The sequence below is a fragment of the Citrobacter amalonaticus genome (assembly GCF_002918555.1).
In the GTDB taxonomy this organism is placed as follows: Bacteria; Pseudomonadota; Gammaproteobacteria; order Enterobacterales; family Enterobacteriaceae; genus Citrobacter_C; species Citrobacter_C amalonaticus_A.
Map to the genome: position 1 here is coordinate 95,368 of NZ_PQMB01000010.1, position 21,730 is coordinate 117,097.

20 protein-coding genes and 1 pseudogene are annotated in these 21,730 nt (G+C 53.1%); 16 read left to right on the forward strand and 5 right to left on the reverse strand.

What is annotated here, in order from left to right:
* Positions 1-45 precede the first annotated feature (45 nt).
* Both C3432_RS26810 and C3432_RS26815 read right to left on the reverse strand, forming a co-directional pair.
* Positions 46-1,347 (reverse strand): SLC13 family permease, encoded by a 1,302-nt coding sequence (locus tag C3432_RS26810; protein ID WP_103780638.1) that lies wholly within the window; start codon positions 1,345-1,347, stop codon positions 46-48.
* 115 nt (positions 1,348-1,462) lie between these two features.
* A complete protein-coding gene (locus C3432_RS26815) occupies positions 1,463-2,266 on the reverse strand; it encodes an amidohydrolase family protein (RefSeq protein WP_103780640.1) in 804 nt (267 codons plus the stop codon).
* Positions 2,267-2,405: 139 nt separating this feature from the next.
* Here C3432_RS26815 and C3432_RS26820 point away from each other — a divergent pair, with 139 nt between their 5' ends.
* The 10 genes and pseudogenes from C3432_RS26820 (at position 2,406) to tatD (ending at position 10,598) form a co-directional block, all read left to right on the forward strand.
* Positions 2,406-3,131 carry a GntR family transcriptional regulator gene (locus C3432_RS26820; RefSeq protein WP_103780642.1) on the forward strand — a complete coding sequence of 242 codons (726 nt, stop codon included), beginning with the start codon at positions 2,406-2,408 and terminating at the stop codon, positions 3,129-3,131.
* Positions 3,132-3,224: 93 nt separating this feature from the next.
* Positions 3,225-3,481: pseudogene (locus C3432_RS28205) on the forward strand (hypothetical protein); the annotation flags it as partial.
* Positions 3,482-3,546: 65 nt separating this feature from the next.
* Complete coding sequence (gene rmuC, locus C3432_RS26830; protein ID WP_103780644.1) at positions 3,547-4,974, forward strand: DNA recombination protein RmuC; 1,428 nt, start codon at positions 3,547-3,549, stop codon at positions 4,972-4,974.
* A 94-nt stretch (positions 4,975-5,068) separates the two neighbouring features.
* Positions 5,069-5,824 (forward strand): bifunctional demethylmenaquinone methyltransferase/2-methoxy-6-polyprenyl-1,4-benzoquinol methylase UbiE, encoded by a 756-nt coding sequence (gene ubiE / locus C3432_RS26835; protein WP_103780646.1) that lies wholly within the window; start codon positions 5,069-5,071, stop codon positions 5,822-5,824.
* A 13-nt stretch (positions 5,825-5,837) separates the two neighbouring features.
* A complete protein-coding gene (gene ubiJ, locus C3432_RS26840; protein WP_103780648.1) occupies positions 5,838-6,443 on the forward strand; it encodes a ubiquinone biosynthesis protein UbiJ in 606 nt (201 codons plus the stop codon).
* Positions 6,440-8,080: a ubiquinone biosynthesis regulatory protein kinase UbiB gene (gene ubiB, locus C3432_RS26845; protein WP_103780650.1), complete on the forward strand. Its 1,641-nt coding sequence runs from the start codon at positions 6,440-6,442 to the stop codon at positions 8,078-8,080. The genes ubiJ and ubiB overlap by 4 nt, the downstream gene beginning before the upstream one ends.
* Before the next feature lie 78 nt (positions 8,081-8,158).
* Complete coding sequence (tatA, locus tag C3432_RS26850; protein ID WP_103780652.1) at positions 8,159-8,428, forward strand: Sec-independent protein translocase subunit TatA; 270 nt, start codon at positions 8,159-8,161, stop codon at positions 8,426-8,428.
* 3 nt (positions 8,429-8,431) lie between these two features.
* Positions 8,432-8,980 (forward strand): Sec-independent protein translocase protein TatB, encoded by a 549-nt coding sequence (gene tatB, locus C3432_RS26855; RefSeq protein ID WP_103780654.1) that lies wholly within the window; start codon positions 8,432-8,434, stop codon positions 8,978-8,980.
* Between the two features lie 2 nt (positions 8,981-8,982).
* Positions 8,983-9,774, forward strand: coding sequence for a Sec-independent protein translocase subunit TatC (gene tatC / locus C3432_RS26860; protein ID WP_103780656.1), 792 nt, complete (start codon positions 8,983-8,985; stop codon positions 9,772-9,774).
* Between the two features lie 41 nt (positions 9,775-9,815).
* The gene (gene tatD / locus C3432_RS26865; RefSeq protein ID WP_103780659.1) at positions 9,816-10,598 is read left to right on the forward strand and encodes a 3'-5' ssDNA/RNA exonuclease TatD; all 783 of its coding nucleotides are present in this window, start codon (positions 9,816-9,818) and stop codon (positions 10,596-10,598) included.
* 6 nt (positions 10,599-10,604) lie between these two features.
* On the opposite strand, the gene rfaH is transcribed toward tatD, so the two are convergent.
* Positions 10,605-11,093, reverse strand: coding sequence for a transcription/translation regulatory transformer protein RfaH (gene rfaH / locus C3432_RS26870; RefSeq protein ID WP_103780661.1), 489 nt, complete (start codon positions 11,091-11,093; stop codon positions 10,605-10,607).
* Between the two features lie 313 nt (positions 11,094-11,406).
* Here rfaH and ubiD point away from each other — a divergent pair, with 313 nt between their 5' ends.
* Both ubiD and fre read left to right on the forward strand, forming a co-directional pair.
* Entirely contained in the window at positions 11,407-12,900 is a 1,494-nt protein-coding gene (ubiD, locus tag C3432_RS26875; protein ID WP_103780663.1) for a 4-hydroxy-3-polyprenylbenzoate decarboxylase, read from the forward strand.
* 40 nt (positions 12,901-12,940) lie between these two features.
* On the forward strand, positions 12,941-13,642 hold the full coding sequence (gene fre, locus C3432_RS26880) for an NAD(P)H-flavin reductase (RefSeq protein ID WP_103780666.1): 702 nt from the start codon (positions 12,941-12,943) through the stop codon (positions 13,640-13,642).
* 216 nt (positions 13,643-13,858) lie between these two features.
* On the opposite strand, the gene fadA is transcribed toward fre, so the two are convergent.
* Entirely contained in the window at positions 13,859-15,022 is a 1,164-nt protein-coding gene (fadA, locus tag C3432_RS26885; protein WP_103780668.1) for an acetyl-CoA C-acyltransferase FadA, read from the reverse strand.
* 9 nt (positions 15,023-15,031) lie between these two features.
* Positions 15,032-17,221: a fatty acid oxidation complex subunit alpha FadB gene (gene fadB, locus C3432_RS26890; RefSeq protein ID WP_103780671.1), complete on the reverse strand. Its 2,190-nt coding sequence runs from the start codon at positions 17,219-17,221 to the stop codon at positions 15,032-15,034.
* 189 nt (positions 17,222-17,410) lie between these two features.
* On the opposite strand from fadB, the gene pepQ reads away from it, so the two are divergent.
* The 4 genes from pepQ to hemG are packed head-to-tail and all read left to right on the forward strand — an operon-like array spanning position 17,411 to position 21,403.
* On the forward strand, positions 17,411-18,742 hold the full coding sequence (pepQ, locus tag C3432_RS26895) for a Xaa-Pro dipeptidase (RefSeq protein WP_103780673.1): 1,332 nt from the start codon (positions 17,411-17,413) through the stop codon (positions 18,740-18,742).
* Positions 18,742-19,356, forward strand: coding sequence for an IMPACT family protein (locus C3432_RS26900; protein WP_103780675.1), 615 nt, complete (start codon positions 18,742-18,744; stop codon positions 19,354-19,356). The genes pepQ and C3432_RS26900 overlap by 1 nt, the downstream gene beginning before the upstream one ends.
* Positions 19,357-19,394: 38 nt before the next feature.
* The gene (gene trkH / locus C3432_RS26905; RefSeq protein ID WP_103780677.1) at positions 19,395-20,846 is read left to right on the forward strand and encodes a Trk system potassium transporter TrkH; all 1,452 of its coding nucleotides are present in this window, start codon (positions 19,395-19,397) and stop codon (positions 20,844-20,846) included.
* An 11-nt stretch (positions 20,847-20,857) separates the two neighbouring features.
* Entirely contained in the window at positions 20,858-21,403 is a 546-nt protein-coding gene (gene hemG / locus C3432_RS26910; protein ID WP_103780679.1) for a menaquinone-dependent protoporphyrinogen IX dehydrogenase, read from the forward strand.
* Positions 21,404-21,730 lie beyond the last annotated feature (327 nt).

Here is a 21,730-nt window from a genome sequence, read left to right on the forward strand (position 1 = left end):
TTCCTGGTTAACGGATTTCACGGTGATTCCGGTCATCAGCCGTCATTAAAAGATTAGCGTCATGACGGTGACACTCAGTAATGCAAAGAACACGCACAGCGGTACGGCTTTAAACAGCAGCTCCGGGAACATGGCGTTGCGTTCCTCTTCCGAGGTGCAGGAGCCCAGGATCAGGCTACCGCCGGAGGAGAAGGGCGAAATCGCGGTGGCCTGCGCACCGATGACCGTCACGGTGAACAAAATAATAGCGCTGACGCCGCTGGCTTCGGCAATTGACGGGATGACCGGAAACAGCGCCGGACAGACGACGCCGAGCGTGCTGCTGAAGAAGGACATCATGCCGCCGATCAGCGCCAGCGCGTAGGGGACAATGGCATTAGGCAGGCTGCTGCCGACCCAGCCTGCCAGCATATCAATGGTGCCCGCTTTAATGGCGACCTGGATCAGCATCCCTACGCCGCAAATCATGATCAGCGTATTCCAGGGAACGAGGGCGATCGCTTTTTTCTCATCGCCCAGCTTCAGGAACAGCGCGATGACAGCAAACACAATGGCGACCAGGCCGACGTCGATTCTGCTGTTGATAAAGGTAATGAACACGCTATCGCTGTTGAACAGATGCAGCACCGGGAAAATCAGCACCACCATCAGCATGGCGAAAATCAGCGCCAGGTTGATTTTCTGTTTACGCTCAAACGGCTCTGGCTTTTCAACCTGGAAGGTGCTGCTGGTGATGCGCTGGCCTTTGCCGGTCAGGGTAATCAGCAGAGCAATGACCAGCAGCGGCAGGATAAATGAGACGATAAAAATGGTGGCGACATACTGGAAAGACTGGGCGTGATAACCGGCGTCGTCAATCAGACTGCGAAAAACAATGCCGCTGGCGCTGGTCATAAAGTTTGCGCCGCCGAGCGCGCCGTAGTTGACCGCCACGGCACCAATCAGCTTACTCATGCCGGTTTTCCGGCACAGCAGCAGCGTTAACGGGGCGAAGAACGCCAGTACGGTGAAGAATCCTGCCCCCAGGCTGGCGACAAAGGTTGCGGCCAGATAAATAATAAACGGCAGCATTGAAGGAAAATGGCGGCAGGCATACAGCAGGTACATCGCCAGTTTTTCTAACGTGCCATTAATTAATGCGAAATTATAAAAAAGAGAAACGGCAAAAATAACAAAGAAAATACTGATCGGCCACGACTTGACGACTTCGCTGGCCTTCATATCCAGCAGGAAACAACCTATCAGGTAGGCAAAAACAATAGCGAAGAAGCCGGTATTAAGTTTTGTTTTGTAACCAAGAGTAATTGCAATGGCAATTGCTAATATAACAATCACACTAATATTCATATTATGTCCTTGTACTACCGTAACGACCGACCAGCAGAGAAGACGGCCGCCAGGCAGTTTTCGTTTTTTTATTTATGTAGGGTATTCCGGATCCCTTGTATTGGGTTAATACCGGTTATTTTTGGTGAATCAATTGTTCTGCGCTGGTCTGTAAAATAATGTCGCGTTGTTCCTCAGTTAGCGGCCATTGTTGGAATTCATGACAAACTTGCGGGTAGCTCATACGATCTTCAAAACGGGTATGCGGCCAGTCGCTTCCCCACAGCAGGCGATCGGGACTAAATGCCGCGAGAAGAGGCGGCAGCAGTGGCAGGATATTTTGCGCGCTGTTCTGACAGGAACCGTTGCGGTAGCTGGCGGATATTTTTACCCAAACCCGGCGACTTGCCGCGAGCGTTAGTAAATAGCGGAACCCTTCATCCTGCGCTTTGTCCGTTTCTGAAGGCAACCCAAAATGGTCGACCACCACTTTTACGCCGGCAGCGAGTAAAGGCCCGATAAGCGGCGGGAGATCTCTTGCGCTGCGGTGCAGTTCGACATGCCAGCCCAGATCGTTGACGTGACCCAGCAGCGTTTGCCAGGCGGCAGTCTGAAAGTCCGGTAGCGGTAGACCTATCAGATTCAGGCGAATACCGATGACGCCGGCCTCACGCATTTCCTGCATTTCGGCGATCGTAATCGCGGTATCAACCACCGCCACGCCGTAGAAGCGGCCTGGATAACGACGCAATGCTTCCAGCATGTAATGATTATCGGTGCCCAGAAAGCTGGGTTGCACCAGGATCCCTGCATCGATGCCATGCTGGTCAAGATGGTCAAGGTATTGCTCGGGTGTTGCGCTGTAATCAGGCACGTAGCGGCAGTTTTCGGCCAGGGGTAAGCCCAAAGCAAAAACGTGGGCATGGGTATCAAAACGCATCGTGAATTATCCTTTTAGTAAACATAGCGATACAATTGTCATATCATTCCTGTGTGTAATGGAATGTATCCTATGCCTGTATAGTTGACTATTCAACTTAAACTTGACTATGCAACCAAAAGATCAGGAAAATTTGTACATGGCTCACAATTCACCGATTTACATTCGCATTCAGGACAAAATTCGGGAAGGGATTGCTGATGGAGTGTGGAAGCCTGGCGAGCGTCTTCCCTCTGAAAATGAACTGGCAAACCAGTTTTCGACCACCCGTGCGACGGTGGTGCACGCCATGCAGGGGCTCTTGTCGGATGGGTTGATCGATCGCATTCGCGGCAAGGGGACGTTTGTTAAGGCGTCGCCAATCGTTACCCAGGTTCGCACGCAGGAACTGGGTTTTTTTGAAAAAGATCTTGAGGGGAGCAATCTTACCGTTGAATACCGCTTGCTGGAGTTTGCTCCTGCGCCCCTGACTCCTGCCCTGCGAAAAAACTTACAGTTGGGGGAGAAGGCTAAAATTTATCGCCTGATGCGTCTGCGTATTGTCAACGGGAAGCCGCTGGCGCTGGAAATACGCTACCTGGAGGCCTCTCTCGCGGTGTCATTGAGTCATGAAAAGCTGGCGGTAATGGCGATCCAACCGCTGATAGAGCAACAGTTGAATGTGAAGATTGGCACTATCCATAACCAGGTTCGCGTGACGCTGCCAGGGACTGAGATCGCCAGCGTACTGGAGATCAAAAAAGCCCGACCGGTGATGGTTCGTCGCCATACTTGTCTTGCCCAGGATCAAACGCCCGTGCTGTGGGGCGAGACGTTCTACCGGGAAGAGTATGAAATTCAATACAGCTCGTACCGGGGAAAATAACCCCTTTTCGTGTGCCGGGCAGGGGCAGCCCCGTTGGTGTTTTGCGTCTAACCATCACTCCGTAATTAAGATGTTCGATGCCCTTCTGTCAGGGCAGACATGCTAACCCTGTGCGCAAGCCAGGGGTTGCGTGCGGGGATGGTTGCGGGAGCCATCATCAACCGCACCCGGCAGGAGATCCCGAACGCCACGCGGTGAAAATCGTGGCAGAAGCGGCCCGCCGTCTGCTGTCATTCTCCCTTTTTGCAAAAAGACCGACGCGTTCGGCCTTGTTATTTTGCGTAGCGCCTCGCAGGAAACTCCTTTCAAACTGGACGTTTGTACAGCACAATTCTATTTTGTGCGGGTAAGAACCTGAACCACCAGGCAAAATAACCAATGGGGTCAGGTTCTGCGTTGTTAGTCAGGAGGCATTGTGGATATCCCGGTCATGGTTTATGCGGTTATTGCGCTGGTGGGCATCGCCATTGGCTGGCTGATTGCCAGCTATCAGCATGCGCAACAGAAAGCCGAACAACTGGCAGAACGTGAGGAGATGGTTGCGGATTTAAGCGCGGCAAAACAGCAGGTTGCTCAAAGTGCACACTGGCGGGATGAATGTGAGCTGCTGAATAATGAACTGCGAAGTCTGCGCAGTATTAATACCTCCCTGGAAGCGGATCTGCGTGAGGTCACCACGCGTATGGAGGCCACGCAGCAGCATGCGGAAGATAAAATCCGCCAGATGATCAACAGCGAACAGCGTCTTAGCGAACAATTTGAAAATCTGGCTAACCGAATCTTTGAACAGAGCAACCGCCGGGTAGACGAACAAAATCGGCAGAGCCTCCATGGGTTGCTGACGCCGTTGCGGGAACAGCTGGACGGTTTTCGTCGACAAGTGCAGGAAAGCTTTGGCCAGGAGGCGCGGGAACGTCATACGCTGGCGCATGAAATCCGTAATCTTCAACAGCTGAATGCGCAGATGGCGCAGGAAGCGGTGAACCTGACGCGCGCGCTGAAAGGCGATAACAAAACCCAGGGCAACTGGGGGGAAGTGGTGCTCACAAGGGTGCTTGAAGCTTCCGGCCTGCGCGAAGGCTATGAGTATGAAACGCAGGTCAGCATTGAAAATGACGCGCGTTCGCGAATGCAGCCAGATGTAATTGTGCGTTTACCGCAGGGGAAAGATGTGGTGATCGACGCAAAAATGACGCTGGTCGCCTACGAGCGTTACTACAACGCAGAAGATGACTACACGCGTGAAAACGCCTTGCAGGAACATATCGCTTCGGTGCGTAACCATATTCGCCTGCTGGGCAGAAAGGATTATCAGCAGCTTCCGGGTTTGCGCACTCTGGATTATGTGTTGATGTTTATCCCCGTCGAGCCCGCGTTTTTACTGGCGCTGGACAGGCAGCCTGAACTGATTACCGAAGCACTCAAAAATAATATTATGCTGGTAAGTCCAACGACTTTGCTGGTGGCCCTGCGTACTATTGCGAATCTGTGGCGCTACGAACATCAAAGCCGCAACGCCCAGCAAATTGCCGACAGGGCGAGCAAGCTATACGACAAAATGCGCCTCTTTGTGGATGATATGTCGGCGATTGGGCAGAGCCTGGACAAAGCGCAGGACAACTATCGTCAGGCGATGAAAAAACTCTCTTCAGGCCGTGGTAACGTACTGGCGCAGGCAGAAGCCTTTCGCGGTTTGGGCGTGGAAATTAAACGCGAGATTAATCCGGAACTGACTGAGCAAGCCACAACGCAGGATGACGAGTATCGTCTACGTTCGGTCCCGCAAGAGGGACAGGATGCGGCTTACCCCGATGATGACGAGATAAAGCAGCAGACACGCTAACCCGTCAGGGGTAGCTGAAGCAGGCAGAAGGGTGGGGCAATGCCTCCCAATCTGTTACACTTCTCAAACATTTTTTTGATGAGCAGGCACTGAGATGGTGGATAATTCACAAGAAACGACGCACTTTGGTTTTCAGACCGTCGCTAAAGAGCAGAAAGCGGACATGGTGGCCCACGTTTTTCATTCTGTGGCCTCAAAATACGATGTCATGAACGATCTGATGTCTTTTGGCATCCATCGTTTGTGGAAGCGTTTCACCATCGACTGCAGCGGTGTGCGCCGGGGACAGACCGTTCTGGATCTGGCCGGTGGTACTGGCGACCTGACAGCAAAATTCTCACGAATGGTTGGCGAAACGGGCAAGGTGGTATTGGCAGATATCAACGACTCTATGCTTAAAATGGGGCGTGAAAAACTGCGTAATATCGGTGTGATTGGCAACGTTGAGTATGTTCAGGCGAACGCCGAAGCTCTGCCTTTCCCGGATAATACCTTTGACTGCATTACCATCTCATTTGGCCTGCGCAACGTCACAGACAAAGATAAAGCGCTACGCTCCATGTTCCGTGTGCTCAAGCCTGGCGGTCGTCTGCTGGTGCTGGAGTTCTCCAAACCGATCGTGGAACCGCTGAGTAAAGCGTATGACGCCTACTCTTTCCATATTCTGCCGCGTATTGGCTCAATGATTGCCAATGATGCAGACAGCTATCGCTATCTGGCAGAGTCGATTCGTATGCATCCCGATCAGGATACGCTGAAGGCGATGATGCAGGACGCCGGGTTCGAAAGCGTCGACTATTACAACCTGACGGCGGGTGTGGTTGCCCTGCATCGTGGCTATAAGTTCTGACAGGAGATCGGGGATGCCTTTTAAACCCTTAGTGACTGCAGGAATCGAGAGTCTGCTCAATACGTTCCTGTACCGCTCGTCCGCGCTGAAGTCTGCCCGCACGCGTCTGTTGGGCAAAGTGCTGCGCGTGGAGCTAAAAGGCTTTTCGACATCATTAATTCTGGTATTCAGCGAGCGTCAGGTTGACGTGCTGGGGGAGTGGGCGGGCGAGGCCGATTGTACGGTAATCACTCACGCCAGCGTGTTACCCAGGCTGCGCGACCGCCAGAACCTTGCCGCGCTGATTCGTAGCGGCGAACTGGAAGTGCAGGGCGACATTCAGGTTGTTCAAAATTTTGTTACGCTGACCGATCTGGCCGAATTTGACCCTGCTGAACTTCTTGCGCCTTATACCGGTGATATCGCCGCTGAAGGGATCGGTAAGGCCCTGCGCGGTGGCGCTAAATTTCTCTGCCACGGCATTCAACGTCAACAGCGCTATGTTGCCGAAGCAATCACTGAAGAGTGGCGTATGGCGCCCGGACCGCTCGAAGTCGCATGGTTTGCCGAAGAGACAGCCGCCGTTGAGCGTGCTGTGGATACGTTGACCACACGCCTGGAAAAGCTGGAGGCTCAATGACGCCAGGTGAGATTCGGCGCCTCTATTTCATCATTCGCACTTTTTTAAGTTACGGACTTGATGAGCTCATCCCTAAGATGCGTCTGACGTTGCCGCTTCGGTTGTGGCGCATGACGCTGTTCTGGATGCCGAACCGGCATAAAGACAAACCGTTGGGAGAGCGACTGAGGCTGGCTCTGCAAGAGTTAGGACCGGTATGGATCAAATTTGGCCAAATGCTCTCGACCCGTCGTGACCTTTTTCCTCCTCATATTGCCGACCAGCTGGCGCTGCTACAGGACAAAGTCGCTCCTTTTGATGGCCGGCTGGCAAAAGCGCAGATTGAAGAAGCGATGGAGGGATTGCCTGTTGAAGCCTGGTTTGATGATTTTGATATCCAGCCGTTGGCGTCAGCGTCGATTGCCCAGGTCCACACTGCCCGGCTGAAATCAAACGGCAAAGAGGTCGTTATTAAGGTTATCCGTCCGGATATTCTGCCGGTTATCAGGGCGGATCTTAAACTCATCTATCGTCTTGCCCGCTGGGTACCGCATTTACTGCCGGATGGGCGGCGTCTGCGGCCAACGGAAGTGGTGCGTGAATATGAAAAAACACTGATTGATGAGCTGAACTTGCTGCGCGAATCGGCCAACACCATTCAGCTGCGCCGCAATTTTGAAGACAGCCCAATGCTCTATATTCCCGAAGTCTATTCTGACTATTGCAGTGAGAATATGATGGTGATGGAGCGTATCTACGGGATCCCGGTTTCTGATGTGACGGCGCTGGAGAAAAACGGTACCAATATGAAACTGCTGGCGGAGCGGGGCGTCCAGGTCTTCTTTACCCAGGTATTTCGCGACAGTTTTTTTCATGCGGATATGCACCCCGGTAACATCTTTGTCAGCTATGAGCATCCGGAAAACCCGAAGTACATTGGTATTGACTGCGGTATCGTCGGCTCCCTGAACAAAGAGGATAAACGCTACCTGGCGGAAAACTTCATTGCGTTCTTTAACCGGGACTACCGTAAGGTAGCAGAGCTGCATGTCGATTCCGGTTGGGTTCCACCGGATACCAATGTTGAAGAATTTGAATTTGCCATCCGTACGGTGTGTGAGCCGATTTTTGAAAAACCGCTGGCGGAAATCTCTTTTGGTCATGTTTTGTTGAATCTTTTCAATACGGCGCGCCGGTTTAATATGGAAGTGCAGCCGCAACTGGTATTGTTACAAAAGACATTGCTGTATGTTGAAGGGGTAGGCCGCCAGCTTTATCCGCAACTGGATTTATGGAAAACGGCGAAGCCTTTTCTGGAATCATGGATTAAAGATCAGGTGGGTATTCCGGCTCTGGTTAGAGCATTTAAGGAAAAAGCCCCGTTCTGGGTCGAAAAAATGCCAGAACTCCCTGAACTGGTGTACGACAGTTTGCGCCAGGGCAAATATTTACAACACAGTGTTGATAAGATTGCGCGCGAGCTTCAGGCGAACCATGTGCGGCAGGGACAATCCCGTTATTTATTGGGAATTGGCGCAACGTTGCTGCTAAGTGGGACATTCCTGCTTATCAATCGTCCTGAATGGGGGTTAATGCCCTGCTGGTTAATGGCAGGTGGTATTGTTTCCTGGATTGTAGGCTGGCGCAAAACTCGCTGATTTTTTCATCGCTCAAGGCGGGTCGCGTAACGTATAATGCGATCTAATTAATTCATCATCTATCACAGAGGAACATGTATGGGTGGTATCAGTATTTGGCAGTTGTTGATCATTGCCGTCATCGTTGTGCTGCTGTTCGGCACCAAGAAACTCGGCTCCATCGGTTCCGATCTTGGTGCGTCTATCAAGGGCTTTAAAAAAGCAATGGGCGATGATGAGCCTAAGCAGGATAAAACCAGTCAGGATGCTGATTTTACTGCTAAGTCTATTGCTGACAAGCAGACCGACGCGCAACCGGAAGCCACGAAAACTGAAGACGCAAAGCGCCACGATAAAGAGCAGGTGTAATTCGTGTTTGACATCGGTTTTAGCGAACTGCTACTGGTTTTCATTATCGGCCTCATCGTCCTGGGGCCGCAACGACTGCCTGTTGCGGTAAAAACGGTAGCAGGTTGGGTTCGTGCCTTGCGTTCTCTTGCAACCACCGTTCAGAACGAACTGACTCAGGAGCTGAAGCTTCAGGAGTTCCAGGACAGTCTGAAGAAGGTGGAGAAAGCGAGCCTGACAAACCTGACGCCTGAACTTAAAGCATCAATGGATGAACTGCGCCAGGCCGCTGAGTCGATGAAGCGCTCTTATGTCGCGAATGAGCCGGAAAAGGCAAGCGATGAAGCCCACACCATTCATAATCCGGTGGTGAAAGGGAATGAAGCGGAACATGCAGGTGTGACGCCCGCAACCGCCGAAGCGCAGGCCAGTTCACCGGAGCACACGCCGGAGACCGTTGAAGTTAAGAAACCAGAGTCGATGGAAAAATCTTCCGTAAACGCGATGGATGCTGAACCGAAATCTGTTGCGCCTGTTACTGACTCCTCCCCTTCATCGAGTGATAAACCGTAAACATGGCTGTAGAAGATACCCAACCGCTTATCACGCACCTGATTGAGCTGCGTAAGCGTCTGCTGAACTGCATAATCGCGGTTATCGTGATTTTTCTGGCATTGGTCTATTTTGCCAATGACATTTATCACCTGGTTTCCGCGCCGCTGATCAAACAGCTGCCGCAGGGCGCGACGATGATTGCCACCGACGTGGCTTCGCCGTTCTTTACGCCAATCAAGCTGACCTTCATGGTGTCGCTGATTCTTTCAGCCCCGGTGATCCTTTATCAGGTTTGGGCGTTTATTGCCCCGGCGTTATATAAACACGAGCGTCGCCTGGTTGTACCGCTGCTGGTCTCCAGTTCATTGCTGTTCTACATCGGCATGGCTTTCGCTTACTTTGTCGTCTTCCCGCTGGCGTTTGGTTTCCTTGCCAATACGGCACCGGAAGGCGTACAGGTATCTACCGATATCGCCAGCTATCTCAGCTTTGTCATGGCGTTGTTTATGGCATTCGGCATCTCGTTTGAGGTGCCGGTGGCTATCGTCTTGCTGTGCTGGATGGGCATAACGACACCGGAAGATCTGCGCAAAAAGCGTCCTTACGTGCTGGTTGGCGCGTTTGTGGTGGGCATGTTACTCACCCCGCCGGATGTGTTTTCGCAAACGCTGCTGGCAATACCGATGTATTTCTTGTTTGAAATTGGGGTGTTCTTCTCCCGTTTCTATGTTGGTAAACGACGGATGCGTGATGAAGATAATGAGGCCGAGGCAGAAGCTGACGCTGAGAAAAGCGAAAAAGCAGAAGAATAAATTCAACCGCCCGTCAGGGCGGTTGTCATATGGAGAGAGGCATGTTTGATATTGGTGTGAATTTAACCAGCTCACAATTTACCAAAGACCGTGATGATGTTGTGGCGCGTGCGTTTGCCACAGGTCTGAACGGCATGCTTATCACCGGCACTAATCTGCACGAAAGCCAGCAGGCGCAGATACTGGCACGCCAGTATCCGCGTTGCTGGTCAACGGCGGGCGTACATCCGCATGACAGCAGTCAATGGCAACCATCAACCGAAGAGACGATTGTCGCCCTGGCAGGCCAGCCAGAGGTGGTGGCAATCGGCGAATGCGGCCTCGATTTTAACCGTAACTTTTCTACGCCGCTGGAGCAGGAATGGGCGTTTGAAGCGCAGTTGCGTATTGCCGCGGAGCTACAAATGCCGGTCTTTATGCATTGTCGTGACGCCCACGAACGTTTTCTGACATTGCTGGAACCCTGGCTGGAAAAGCTCCCCGGCGCGGTACTGCACTGCTTTACCGGCTCGCGTGAAGAGATGCAGGCGTGCGTGGCGCGTGGGCTCTCTATTGGCATCACGGGGTGGGTGTGCGACGAGCGCCGAGGTCTGGAACTGCGGGAACTGCTGCCGTTTATTCCGGCAGAGAAGCTATTGATTGAAACCGATGCGCCGTACCTGCTGCCGCGCGACATGTCGCCGAAACCAGCCTCAAGACGTAATGAACCGGCTTATCTGGCGCATATTCTTGAGCGCATCGCGCACTGGCGTGGGGAAGATCCGCAGTGGCTGGCTGCCACAACGGATGCCAATGTCAGAAAGCTGTTTGGGATAACGTTCTGAGTAAGATTAAATCTTACGGAAGCCGGTATTCTTCACGCTCTGCTTAACCTCTTTATTCAGCAGGTTGAGCAGGAGCATTGAACGCGCTTCGCCGTCCGGTTCGGTGAAGATGGCTTTCAGCCCTTCAAACGCGCCTTCGGTGATGATCACACTATCGCCGGGGTACGGTGTCTCCGGATCAACGACGCCTTCAGGCTTATAAACCGAAAGCTGATGGATGACGCTGGACGGAACCGTGGCAGGCGAGGCGCCAAAGCGGACAAAGTGGCTGACGCCGCGCGTGGCGTTGATCGTTGTGGTGTGGATCACTTCCGGATCGAACTCCACAAACAGATAGTTGGGGAACAGTGGCTCACTCACTGCGGTACGTTTTCCGCGCACCATTTTTTCCAGGGTGATCATTGGCGTCAGGCAGTTAACCGCCTGTCTTTCGAGGTGTTCCTGGGCACGCTGAAGTTGCCCGCGTTTGCAGTACAGTAAATACCAGGATTGCATAATGACTCTTATCCGCTTGTTCGGGCGCAAGCATAGCAAAAGCCATGCACTAAGTTAATTATACTTGTCATACTTCGGGTTGTGGATATGCTGGCTTTGTTACCCGACCTTCGGCCTCACCCCTGCGGGACCAGAGCGCAAGCGCAGTACAAAATGACTACGCCGTTGTGTCCCGCAACCCGAATTATTTTGAGTATACCCTTCGTATTTCAGGCAGCTTCTTTGCCGGTTGCCAGAGTTCACGCTAATTTAACAAAAAGACAGCATCACGGTGATGAACACCGTATAATGAGTCGCTTGCAAAGAGGCCATAATGGACGCCATGAAATATCACGATTTACGCGACTTTCTGACGCTACTTGAACAGCAGGGCGAGCTTAAACGCATCACGCTCCCGGTGGATCCCCATCTGGAAATCACGGAAATTGCCGACCGTACTTTGCGTGCCGGTGGTCCTGCGCTGTTGTTTGAAAATCCCAAAGGCTATTCGATGCCGGTGCTGTGTAACCTGTTTGGTACACCGAAGCGGGTGGCGATGGGGATGGGGCAGGATGATGTCACTGCGCTGCGGGAAGTCGGTAAGCTGTTGGCGTTTTTAAAAGAACCGGAGCCACCCAAAGGGTTTCGCGATCTGTTTGATAAATTACCCCAATTCAAACAGGTGCTGAACATGCCGACGAAGCGACTGCGTGGCGCACCGTGCCAGCAGAAGGTGTTCACCGGCGATGAGGTCGATTTAAACCGGATCCCCATCATGACCTGCTGGCCGGATGACGCTGCGCCGCTTATCACCTGGGGTCTGACGGTCACGCGCGGCCCACATAAGGAGCGGCAGAATCTGGGTATTTATCGTCAGCAGTTGATTGGGAAAAATAAGCTGATCATGCGCTGGCTTTCCCATCGTGGCGGAGCGCTGGATTATCAGGAGTGGTGCGCCGCGCACCCCGGTGAACGCTTCCCGGTTTCTGTGGCCCTGGGGGCCGACCCGGCGACGATCCTGGGGGCGGTCACGCCCGTGCCTGACACGTTATCAGAATATGCCTTTGCCGGACTGCTGCGTGGCACCAGGACTGAGGTGGTTAAGTGTCTCTCTAACGATCTCGAAGTCCCTGCCAGTGCTGAAATCGTGCTGGAAGGGTATATCGAGCCGGGTGAGATGGCGCCAGAAGGGCCCTATGGCGACCACACAGGTTATTACAATGAAGTGGATAACTTCCCGGTGTTTACCGTCACGCACGTTACCCAGCGTGAAGATGCGATTTATCACTCTACCTATACGGGGCGTCCACCGGATGAACCCGCGGTGCTGGGTGTCGCGCTAAACGAAGTGTTCGTGCCGATTCTGCAAAAGCAGTTCCCGGAAATCGTCGATTTTTATCTGCCGCCGGAAGGGTGTTCCTATCGACTGGCCGTTGTGACGATAAAAAAACAGTACGCCGGGCATGCCAAACGCGTCATGATGGGCGTCTGGTCTTTTTTACGCCAGTTTATGTACACCAAATTTGTTATTGTCTGCGATGATGATGTTAACGCACGTGACTGGAACGATGTGATTTGGGCGATTACCACTCGTATGGATCCGGCGCGGGATACGGTACTGGTTGAGAATACGCCAATTGATTACCTGGATTTTGCCTCGCCAGTCTCCGGGCTTGGTTCAAAAATGGGACTGGATGCCACAAACAAATGGCCTGGCGAAACTCAACGCGAATGGGGACGCCCCATTAAAAAAGATCCTGACGTAACCGCGCGTATCGACGCGATTTGGGATGAACTGGCCATTTTTGATAACGGTAAAGGCGCCTGAGGCGCGATCGTTTGCCCTAAACACCCGACAGAGGGAGCGCATGACAACCTTAAGCTGTAAAGTGACTTCGGTAGAGGCTATCACCGATACCGTATACCGTGTTCGTTTAGTGCCAGACGCGGCATTTACCTTTCGTGCTGGTCAGTATTTGATGGTCGTAATGGATGAGCGCGACAAACGTCCGTTCTCGATGGCCTCCACACCGAATGAACAAGGTTTTATCGAGCTTCACATCGGTGCCTCTGAAATCAACCTTTACGCGATGGCGGTGATGGATCGTATCCTGAAAGACCGGGAGATCGTGGTTGATATCCCGCATGGCGAAGCCTGGTTACGTGACGATGAAGACCGCCCATTAATTCTGATTGCTGGCGGTACCGGCTTCTCTTACGTGCGTTCAATCCTGCTGACGGCGCTGGCGCGTAATCCGAACCGCGATATCACTATTTACTGGGGAGGTCGTGAAGAGAAGCATCTCTACGATCTGTCAGAACTTGAGGCGCTTTCTGTGAAGCATCCTGGTTTGCGCGTCGAGCCTGTGGTTGAGCAGCCGGAAAGCGGTTGGCGTGGCCGTTCGGGTACCGTGTTAACCGCGGTATTGCAGGATTTCGGGACGCTGGCAGATCATGATATCTATATTGCCGGTCGTTTTGAGATGGCGAAAATTGCCCGTGAACTGTTTTGCAATGAACGCAGCGCACGTGAAGACCGCCTGTTTGGCGATGCGTTTGCCTTTATCTGAGCAATAAAAAACCCGCCCCTGACAGGCGGGAAGAACGGCAACTAAACTTTCTCTCTTCGCCATGGCCACGCTTCATTGCGTTGGCTGCCTTCGCTCACCCCCGGTCACAGAGTCGTTATCTATGCTTCCGGGGATGTTGAGCCTTGTTCTGGCAGCAATGGCTTTGAAAAACTATTTTGTCGGCCGGGTAAGCGAAGCGTCCCCGGCACTGCTGGATTAAACCCGCTCAAACACCGTTGCGATGCCCTGACCTAATCCGATACACATCGTCGCCAGACCAAACTGTACGTCTTTGCGTTCCATCAGATTCAGCAGCGTGGTGCTGATACGTGCGCCAGAACAGCCCAGCGGATGACCGAGCGCGATCGCCCCGCCGTTGAGGTTGATCTTCTCATCGATCTGCTCCATCAGCCCCAGATCTTTAATACATGGCAGGATCTGCGCAGCGAACGCTTCGTTCATCTCAAACAAACCGATATCGCTGGTAGTCAGCCCCGCTTTTTTCAGCGCCAGCTTTGAGGCCGGAACCGGGCCGTAACCCATGATGGATGGGTCACAGCCAACCACCGCCATTGAGCGAACGCGGGCACGAGGTTTCAGGCCCAGTTCACGCGCACGGCTTTCACTCATCACCAGCATCGCCGCTGCGCCATCAGAAAGGGCAGAGGAGGTACCGGCAGTGACCGTTCCGTTAACCGGATCGAACGCCGGGCGCAGGGTGGAGAGCGCTTCAACAGTCGTTTCCGGACGGATAACTTCATCGTAGTTAAACTGCTTCAGCACGCCGTCGGCATCATGACCGCCGGTCGGGATGATTTCATTTTTAAATGCGCCAGACTGCGTGGCTGCCCAGGCGCGAGCGTGTGAACGTGCGGCGAAAGCGTCCTGCATTTCACGGCTGATACCGTGCATGCGGGAGAGCATCTCTGCTGTCAGCCCCATCATCCCCGCGGCTTTCGCCACATTACGACTCAGCCCCGGATGAAAGTCGACGCCGTGACTCATTGGCACGTGACCCATATGCTCCACGCCACCGACCAGGCAAGCCTGCGCATCGCCGGTCATGATCATGCGCGCCGCATCGTGCAACGCCTGCATCGATGAACCGCACAGACGGTTAACGGTCACCGCCGGAACGGAGTGGGGGACTTCCGCCAGCAGTGCGGCGTTACGGGCGATGTTAAAGCCTTGCTCCAGCGTCTGCTGCACGCAGCCCCAGTAAATGTCATCAAGCGCGGTTGGCTCCAGCGCCGGATTACGCGCCAGCAGGCTACGCATTAAATGTGCGGAGAGATCTTCTGCCCGCACGTGACGAAACGCGCCCCCTTTCGAACGGCCCATCGGGGTGCGAACTATATCAACAATGACAACCTGTTCCATTGTGACTCCTTAAGCCGTTTTCAGGCTGCCAACCGGGCGGGCTGGCTCAACCTGGGGATAATACGGTTCGTTATGGCGCGCTTTATCACGCAGTCCGGCCGGAACTTCATACAGCGGACCAAGGTGCTGATACTGTTGCGCCATATCGAGATATTTTGCGCTGCCGAGCGTGTCCAGCCAGCGGAACGCGCCGCCGTGGAATGGCGGGAAGCCCAGGCCGTAAACCAGCGCCATATCGGCCTCTGCCGGGCTGGCAATAATGCCTTCTTCCAGACAACGCACCACTTCATTGACCATCGGGATCATCATGCGTGCGATAATCTCTTCGTCGCTGAAATCGCGCTTCGCTTTGCTGACGTCGCTTAACAGGCTGTCAACGGTGGCATCTTCTTCTTTCTTCGGCTTGCCCTTGCTGTCTTCTTTATAACGCCAGAATCCGAGACCGTTTTTCTGCCCGAAACGGTTAGCATCAAACAGGGCGTCGATCGCATCGCGATAATCTTTCTGCATACGCTGAGGGAAGCCTGCGGACATTACCGCCTGTGCGTGGTGCGCGGTATCAATGCCCACCACGTCCAGCAGATAAGCCGGGCCCATCGGCCAGCCAAACTGTTTTTCCATGACTTTGTCGACTTTGCGGAAGTCTGCGCCGTCGCGCAGCAGCTGACTGAAACCGGCAAAATAGGGGAACAGCACGCGGTTAACGAAGAAACCGGGGCAGTCATTAACCACAATCGGCGTTTTGCCCATCTGGCTTGCCCAGGCGACAACCTTAGCGATGGTTTCATCCGAGCTTTTCTCGCCGCGAATGATCTCAACCAGCGGCATCCGGTGCACCGGGTTAAAGAAGTGCATCCCACAGAAGTTTTCCGGACGCTTAAGCGCGCTGGCCAGTTCGTTGATTGGGATGGTGGAGGTATTCGAAGCCAGTACGGTGTCCGGGCGAACCTGATCTTCGGTTTCCGCCAGTACCGCTTTTTTCACTTTCGGATTTTCAACGACCGCTTCAACCACCACGTCCACGCGTTCAAAACCGCTATAGTCCAGCGTTGGGTGGATGGTTGAGATCACCCCAGCCATCTTCAGGCCGTCTATTTTGCCGCGTTCAAGCTGTTTGTTCAGCAGCTTGGCCGCTTCGCTCATGCCGAGCGTCAGTGATTTATCGTTGATATCCTTCATGATTACCGGCACGCCTTTCCAGGCCGACTGGTAAGCGATGCCGCCGCCCATAATGCCCGCGCCCAATACAGCCGCTTGCTTTGGCGCTTCAACATTTTTGGTGAGCTTTTTGGCTTTGGCTTTCACGAACTGATCGTTAAGAAAGATACCGACCAGCGCGCGAGCCTCGTTGGTATGCGCCAGCGGAACAAAGCTTTTATTTTCCAGATCCAACGCGTCGTCACGACCAAAACGGGCGGCCGCTTCGATGGTCCGTACGGCGGTCATCGGAGCCGGATAATGTTTGCCCGCCGTCTGTGCGACCATCCCTTTGGCGATGGTAAAACTCATCGTGGCTTCAATTTTGCTAAGTTTCAGCGGTTCCAGCTTCGGCTGGCGTTTGGCTTTCCAGTCAAGGTTGCCGTTAATCGCCTGACGTAAAACCGCCATTGCGCCTTCAAGCAGTTTCTCTGGCTTCACCACACCATCAACCAGGCCGATCTTCAGCGCCTGATCGGCACCGACATCTTTCCCGGCGGCAATGATTTCCAGTGCGCTGTCTGCGCCGAGCATACGCGGCATACGTACTGAGCCGCCAAAGCCCGGCATGATGCCCAGTTTGGTTTCCGGCAGGCCAATACGCAGATCTGGCGTTGCCAGACGGTAGTCAGTTGCCAGTACACACTCGCAGCCGCCACCCAGCGCATAGCCATTTACCGCGGCAAGGGTCGGAACGGGTAAATCTTCCAGACGGTTAAAGACGCTGTTGGCAAAATGCAGCCACTGGCTCAGTTGCTCTTCAGGCACGAGGAACAGTGAAAGGAATTCGGTGATGTCGGCACCAACAATAAAGGCTGCTTTGTTAGAACGCAGCAGCAGCCCTTTTAAATTCGGTTGTTTTTCCAGCACGTCAAGCGCATGGCCTAGGCTGGCAACGGTGGCCGTGTCGAGTTTATTGACTGAGCCAGGGGCATCGAACACCAGTTCGGCGATGCCATCTTCCAGCCAGTCGAGGTACAGGGTGTCGCCTTTGTAAAGCATGTCAGTCTCCTGAATCCGCAAGGTGATCTGGTCATACCAGATGAGCTAAAGTGTGTATTTTATGTTAAAGAAATGCAAATGAATGATTAAAGAAATGACGGCGCGATCACGCTCGGCAGAAATCACGCACTCACAAAGTGATGTGCTAAGATGCGGGGACTTCGGGTCAAAAAAACAGAAGGGTAGAAAATGGAATCACTGGCCGCACTCTATAAAAATCATATCGTTACCTTACAGGAGCGGACGCGTGACGCGCTGGCGCGCTTCGAGCTGGATGCCTTACTTATTCACTCAGGCGAACTTATTAACGTCTTTCTCGACGATCATCCGTATCCATTTAAGGTCAATCCGCAGTTTAAAGCCTGGGTTCCAGTGACGCAGGTTCCTAACTGCTGGCTGCTGGTCGATGGCGTGAATAAGCCGAAACTGTGGTTCTGGCTGCCGGTTGATTACTGGCATAACGTTGAACCCCTGCCCACCTCCTTCTGGACGGATGAAGTCGAGGTGATTGCTCTGCCGAAAGCCGACGGCATTGGTAGCCTGCTGCCTGCGGCACGCGGCAATATTGGTTATATCGGACCGGTTCCGGAGCGTGCATTGCAGCTGGATATTGCGGCCAGCAACATCAACCCGAAAGGGGTGATCGATTATCTGCACTATTACCGTTCCTGCAAAACTGAATACGAACTGGCCTGCATGCGTGAAGCGCAGAAAATGGCGGTAAGTGGTCACCGTGCCGCGGAAGAAGCGTTCCGTTCCGGCATGAGCGAGTTTGATATCAATCTGGCTTACCTGACCGCAACCGGTCACCGCGATACCGATGTGCCGTACAGCAACATCGTTGCGCTCAACGAACATGCTTCTGTTCTTCACTACACGAAGCTGGATCACCAGGCTCCGTCTGAAATTCGCAGTTTCCTGCTGGATGCCGGTGCGGAGTACAACGGTTATGCGGCAGACCTGACGCGCACCTGGTCGGCGAAAAATGACAATGACTATGCGCAGCTGGTGAAGGATGTTAATGATGAGCAACTGGCGTTGATCGCCACCATGAAGGCGGGCGTCAGCTATGTGGATTACCACATACAGTTCCATCAGCGCATCGCGAAGCTGCTGCGAAAACATCAAATCATCACCGGGATGAGTGAAGAAGCGATGGTTGAGAACGATCTTACCGGGCCGTTTATGCCGCACGGTATCGGTCACCCGCTTGGGCTACAGGTCCATGATGTTGCTGGCTTTATGCAGGATGACAGCGGCACGCATCTCGCTGCGCCGTCGAAATACCCATATCTGCGCTGCACCCGGGTGCTCCAGCCGGGAATGGTGCTGACCATTGAGCCAGGTCTCTACTTCATTGAATCTCTGCTGGCGCCGTGGCGTGAAGGACAGTTCAGCAAACACTTCAACTGGCAAAAAATTGAAGCGCTGAAGCCATTTGGGGGTATTCGTATCGAAGACAACGTGGTGATCCACGAGAACAACGTTGAAAATATGACGCGGGATTTAAAACTGGCGTGATGGACAGTTGGTTAATTCCTGCGGCGCCGGTCACCGTTGTTGAAGAGATCAAAAAGAGCCGCTTCATTACGCTTCTCGCCCATACCGATGGCGTTGAAGCGGCGAAAGCCTTTGTTGAGTCAGTAAGAGCCGAACACCCGGACGCCCGTCACCATTGCGTGGCGTGGGTGGCGGGTGCGCCGAATGATTCACAACAGCTTGGCTTTTCAGACGATGGTGAACCGGCAGGAACGGCAGGTAAACCGATGCTTGCGCAGTTGATGGGCTGCGGCGTTGGCGAGATTACCGCGGTAGTGGTGCGCTATTATGGTGGTGTTTTGCTTGGCACTGGTGGGCTGGTGAAGGCTTACGGCGGTGGCGTAAGTCAGGCGTTGCGTCAATTAACGACACAGCGCAAGACGCCATTAACCGAATATACTTTGCAGTGTGAGTACAGCCAGTTGGCAGGTATTGAATCACTGTTGGGGCAATTTAGCGGCCAGGTTGTTTCCAGTGATTACCAGGCATTCGTTCGGCTCAGGGTGGCGCTTCCTTATGCGAATGTGAACGAATTTTCAGCCAGGCTGGCGGATTTTAGCCGTGGTTCATTGCAATTGTTAGCGATTGAAGAATAATCCCCACCTTATTTTGAAGAACTAAGGAAGCGGCAGAGATGCATTTTCGTGCCATTACCCGAATTGTTGGACTACTGGTCATCTTATTTTCGGGGACAATGATCCTCCCCGGGCTGGTAGCTCTCATCTACCGTGATGGGGCGGGACGTGCATTTACGCAAACCTTCTTTGTCGCTCTGGTGATTGGCTCCATGTTGTGGTGGCCGAACCGTAAGGAGAAGGGCGAACTCAAATCCCGCGAAGGATTTCTGATTGTCGTGCTGTTCTGGACGGTGCTGGGCAGCGTGGGTGCGCTACCGTTCATCTTCTCGGAGAGTCCAAACCTCACCATTACCGATGCGTTCTTTGAGTCATTCTCCGGGTTAACCACAACCGGCGCGACTACGCTGGTGGGGCTGGATTCACTTCCCCATGCCATTCTCTTTTATCGTCAGATGCTGCAATGGTTTGGCGGGATGGGGATCATTGTGCTGGCGGTGGCCATTCTCCCGATTCTCGGCGTTGGTGGGATGCAGCTCTATCGTGCAGAAATGCCGGGTCCATTGAAAGATAACAAAATGCGTCCGCGTATCGCTGAGACGGCGAAAACGCTATGGCTTATCTATGTTTTGCTGACAGTGGCGTGTGCGCTGGCGCTGTGGTTTGCGGGGATGCCCGCGTTTGATGCCATAGGACACAGCTTTGCCACTATCGCGATCGGTGGATTCTCGACGCATGATGCCAGCGTGGGCTTCTTCAATAGTCCAACGATCAATACCATCATTGCTATCTTCTTGCTGATCTCAGGCTGTAACTACGGTCTGCACTTCTCTTTGTTAAGCGGGCGCAGTCTGAAAGTCTACTGGCGCGACCCGGAATTTCGCATGTTCATTGGCGTCCAGTTGACGCTGGTGGTCATCTGTACGTTGGTGCTGTGGTTTCATGATATCTATAGCTCGGCGCTGACCACGCTAAACCAGGCTTTTTTCCAGGTCGTGTCGATGGCGACAACAGCAGGATTTACCACAGACAGCATTGCGCGTTGGCCGCTCTTCCTGCCTGTGCTGCTGCTGTGTTCTGCATTCATCGGTGGTTGTGCCGGTTCAACGGGTGGGGGGCTGAAGGTTATCCGTATCCTCCTGTTGTTCAAACAGGGGAACCGTGAGCTGAAGCGCCTCGTGCATCCAAATGCGGTTTACAGTATTAAACTGGGTAATCGTGCATTGCCGGAACGCATTCTCGAAGCGGTTTGGGGTTTTTTCTCGGCGTATGCTCTGGTATTTATTGTCAGTATGCTGGCAATTATTGCTACCGGCGTGGATGACTTCTCTGCGTTTGCTTCCGTGGTTGCTACACTGAACAACCTCGGGCCTGGACTGGGGGTTGTTGCCGATAATTTCGCCAGTATGAACCCCGTAGCGAAATGGATCCTGATTGCCAACATGTTGTTTGGTCGTCTGGAGGTCTTCACTTTGCTGGTACTTTTTACCCCGACCTTCTGGCGTGAATAATGGAGTAACACGTGAAAACACTGATTCTTTTCTCAACCCGGGATGGACAAACACGCGAAATCGCCTCGTATCTGGCTTCAGAGTTAAAAGATCTTGGCGTCTGGGCAGATGTCGTAAACCTGCATCGTACAGAAGAGCCGGACTGGGCAAGTTACGATAGTGTGGTGATTGGCGCTTCTATTCGTTACGGTCATCACCATAGCGCTTTCCAGTCGTTCGTAAAGAAACACGCCACGCGGCTGAACGGTATGCCAAGTGCGTTTTACTCCGTTAATTTAGTGGCGCGTAAACCGGAGAAGCGAACGCCACAGACTAACAGCTATGCGCGCAAGTTTCTGATGAACTCGCAATGGCGGCCTGACCGTTGTGCCGTGATCGCTGGCGCACTGCTTTACCCACGCTATCGCTGGTATGACCGTTTCATGATCAAACTGATAATGAAGATGTCGGGGGGCGAAACGGATACCAATAAAGAAGTGATCTATACCGACTGGGAACAGGTAGCGAGTTTTGCCCGTGAAATAGCTCAGTTAACCAGCAGGACGTCGACAAAATAAGCGGAAAGAATAAAAAATACGCACTCGGGAAATTATTTTAAATTTCCCCTTGTCAGCCTGAAATAACTCCCTATAATGCGCCTCCACTGACACGGAACAACGGCACGCAAGCCGCCGGGTCAGCAGGGTCCTCCCGGCGAAAGCCGCCGACGGATACCGGAGAAAAGCAAAATAAATGCTTGACTCTCAAGCGGGAAAGCGTATTATGCACACCCCGCGCTGCTGAGAAAATGCGAAGCGGCACTGCTCTTTAACAATTTATCAGACAATCTGTGTGGGCACTCAAAGTGACATGGATTCTTAATGTCTTCGGACAATAAATGAATA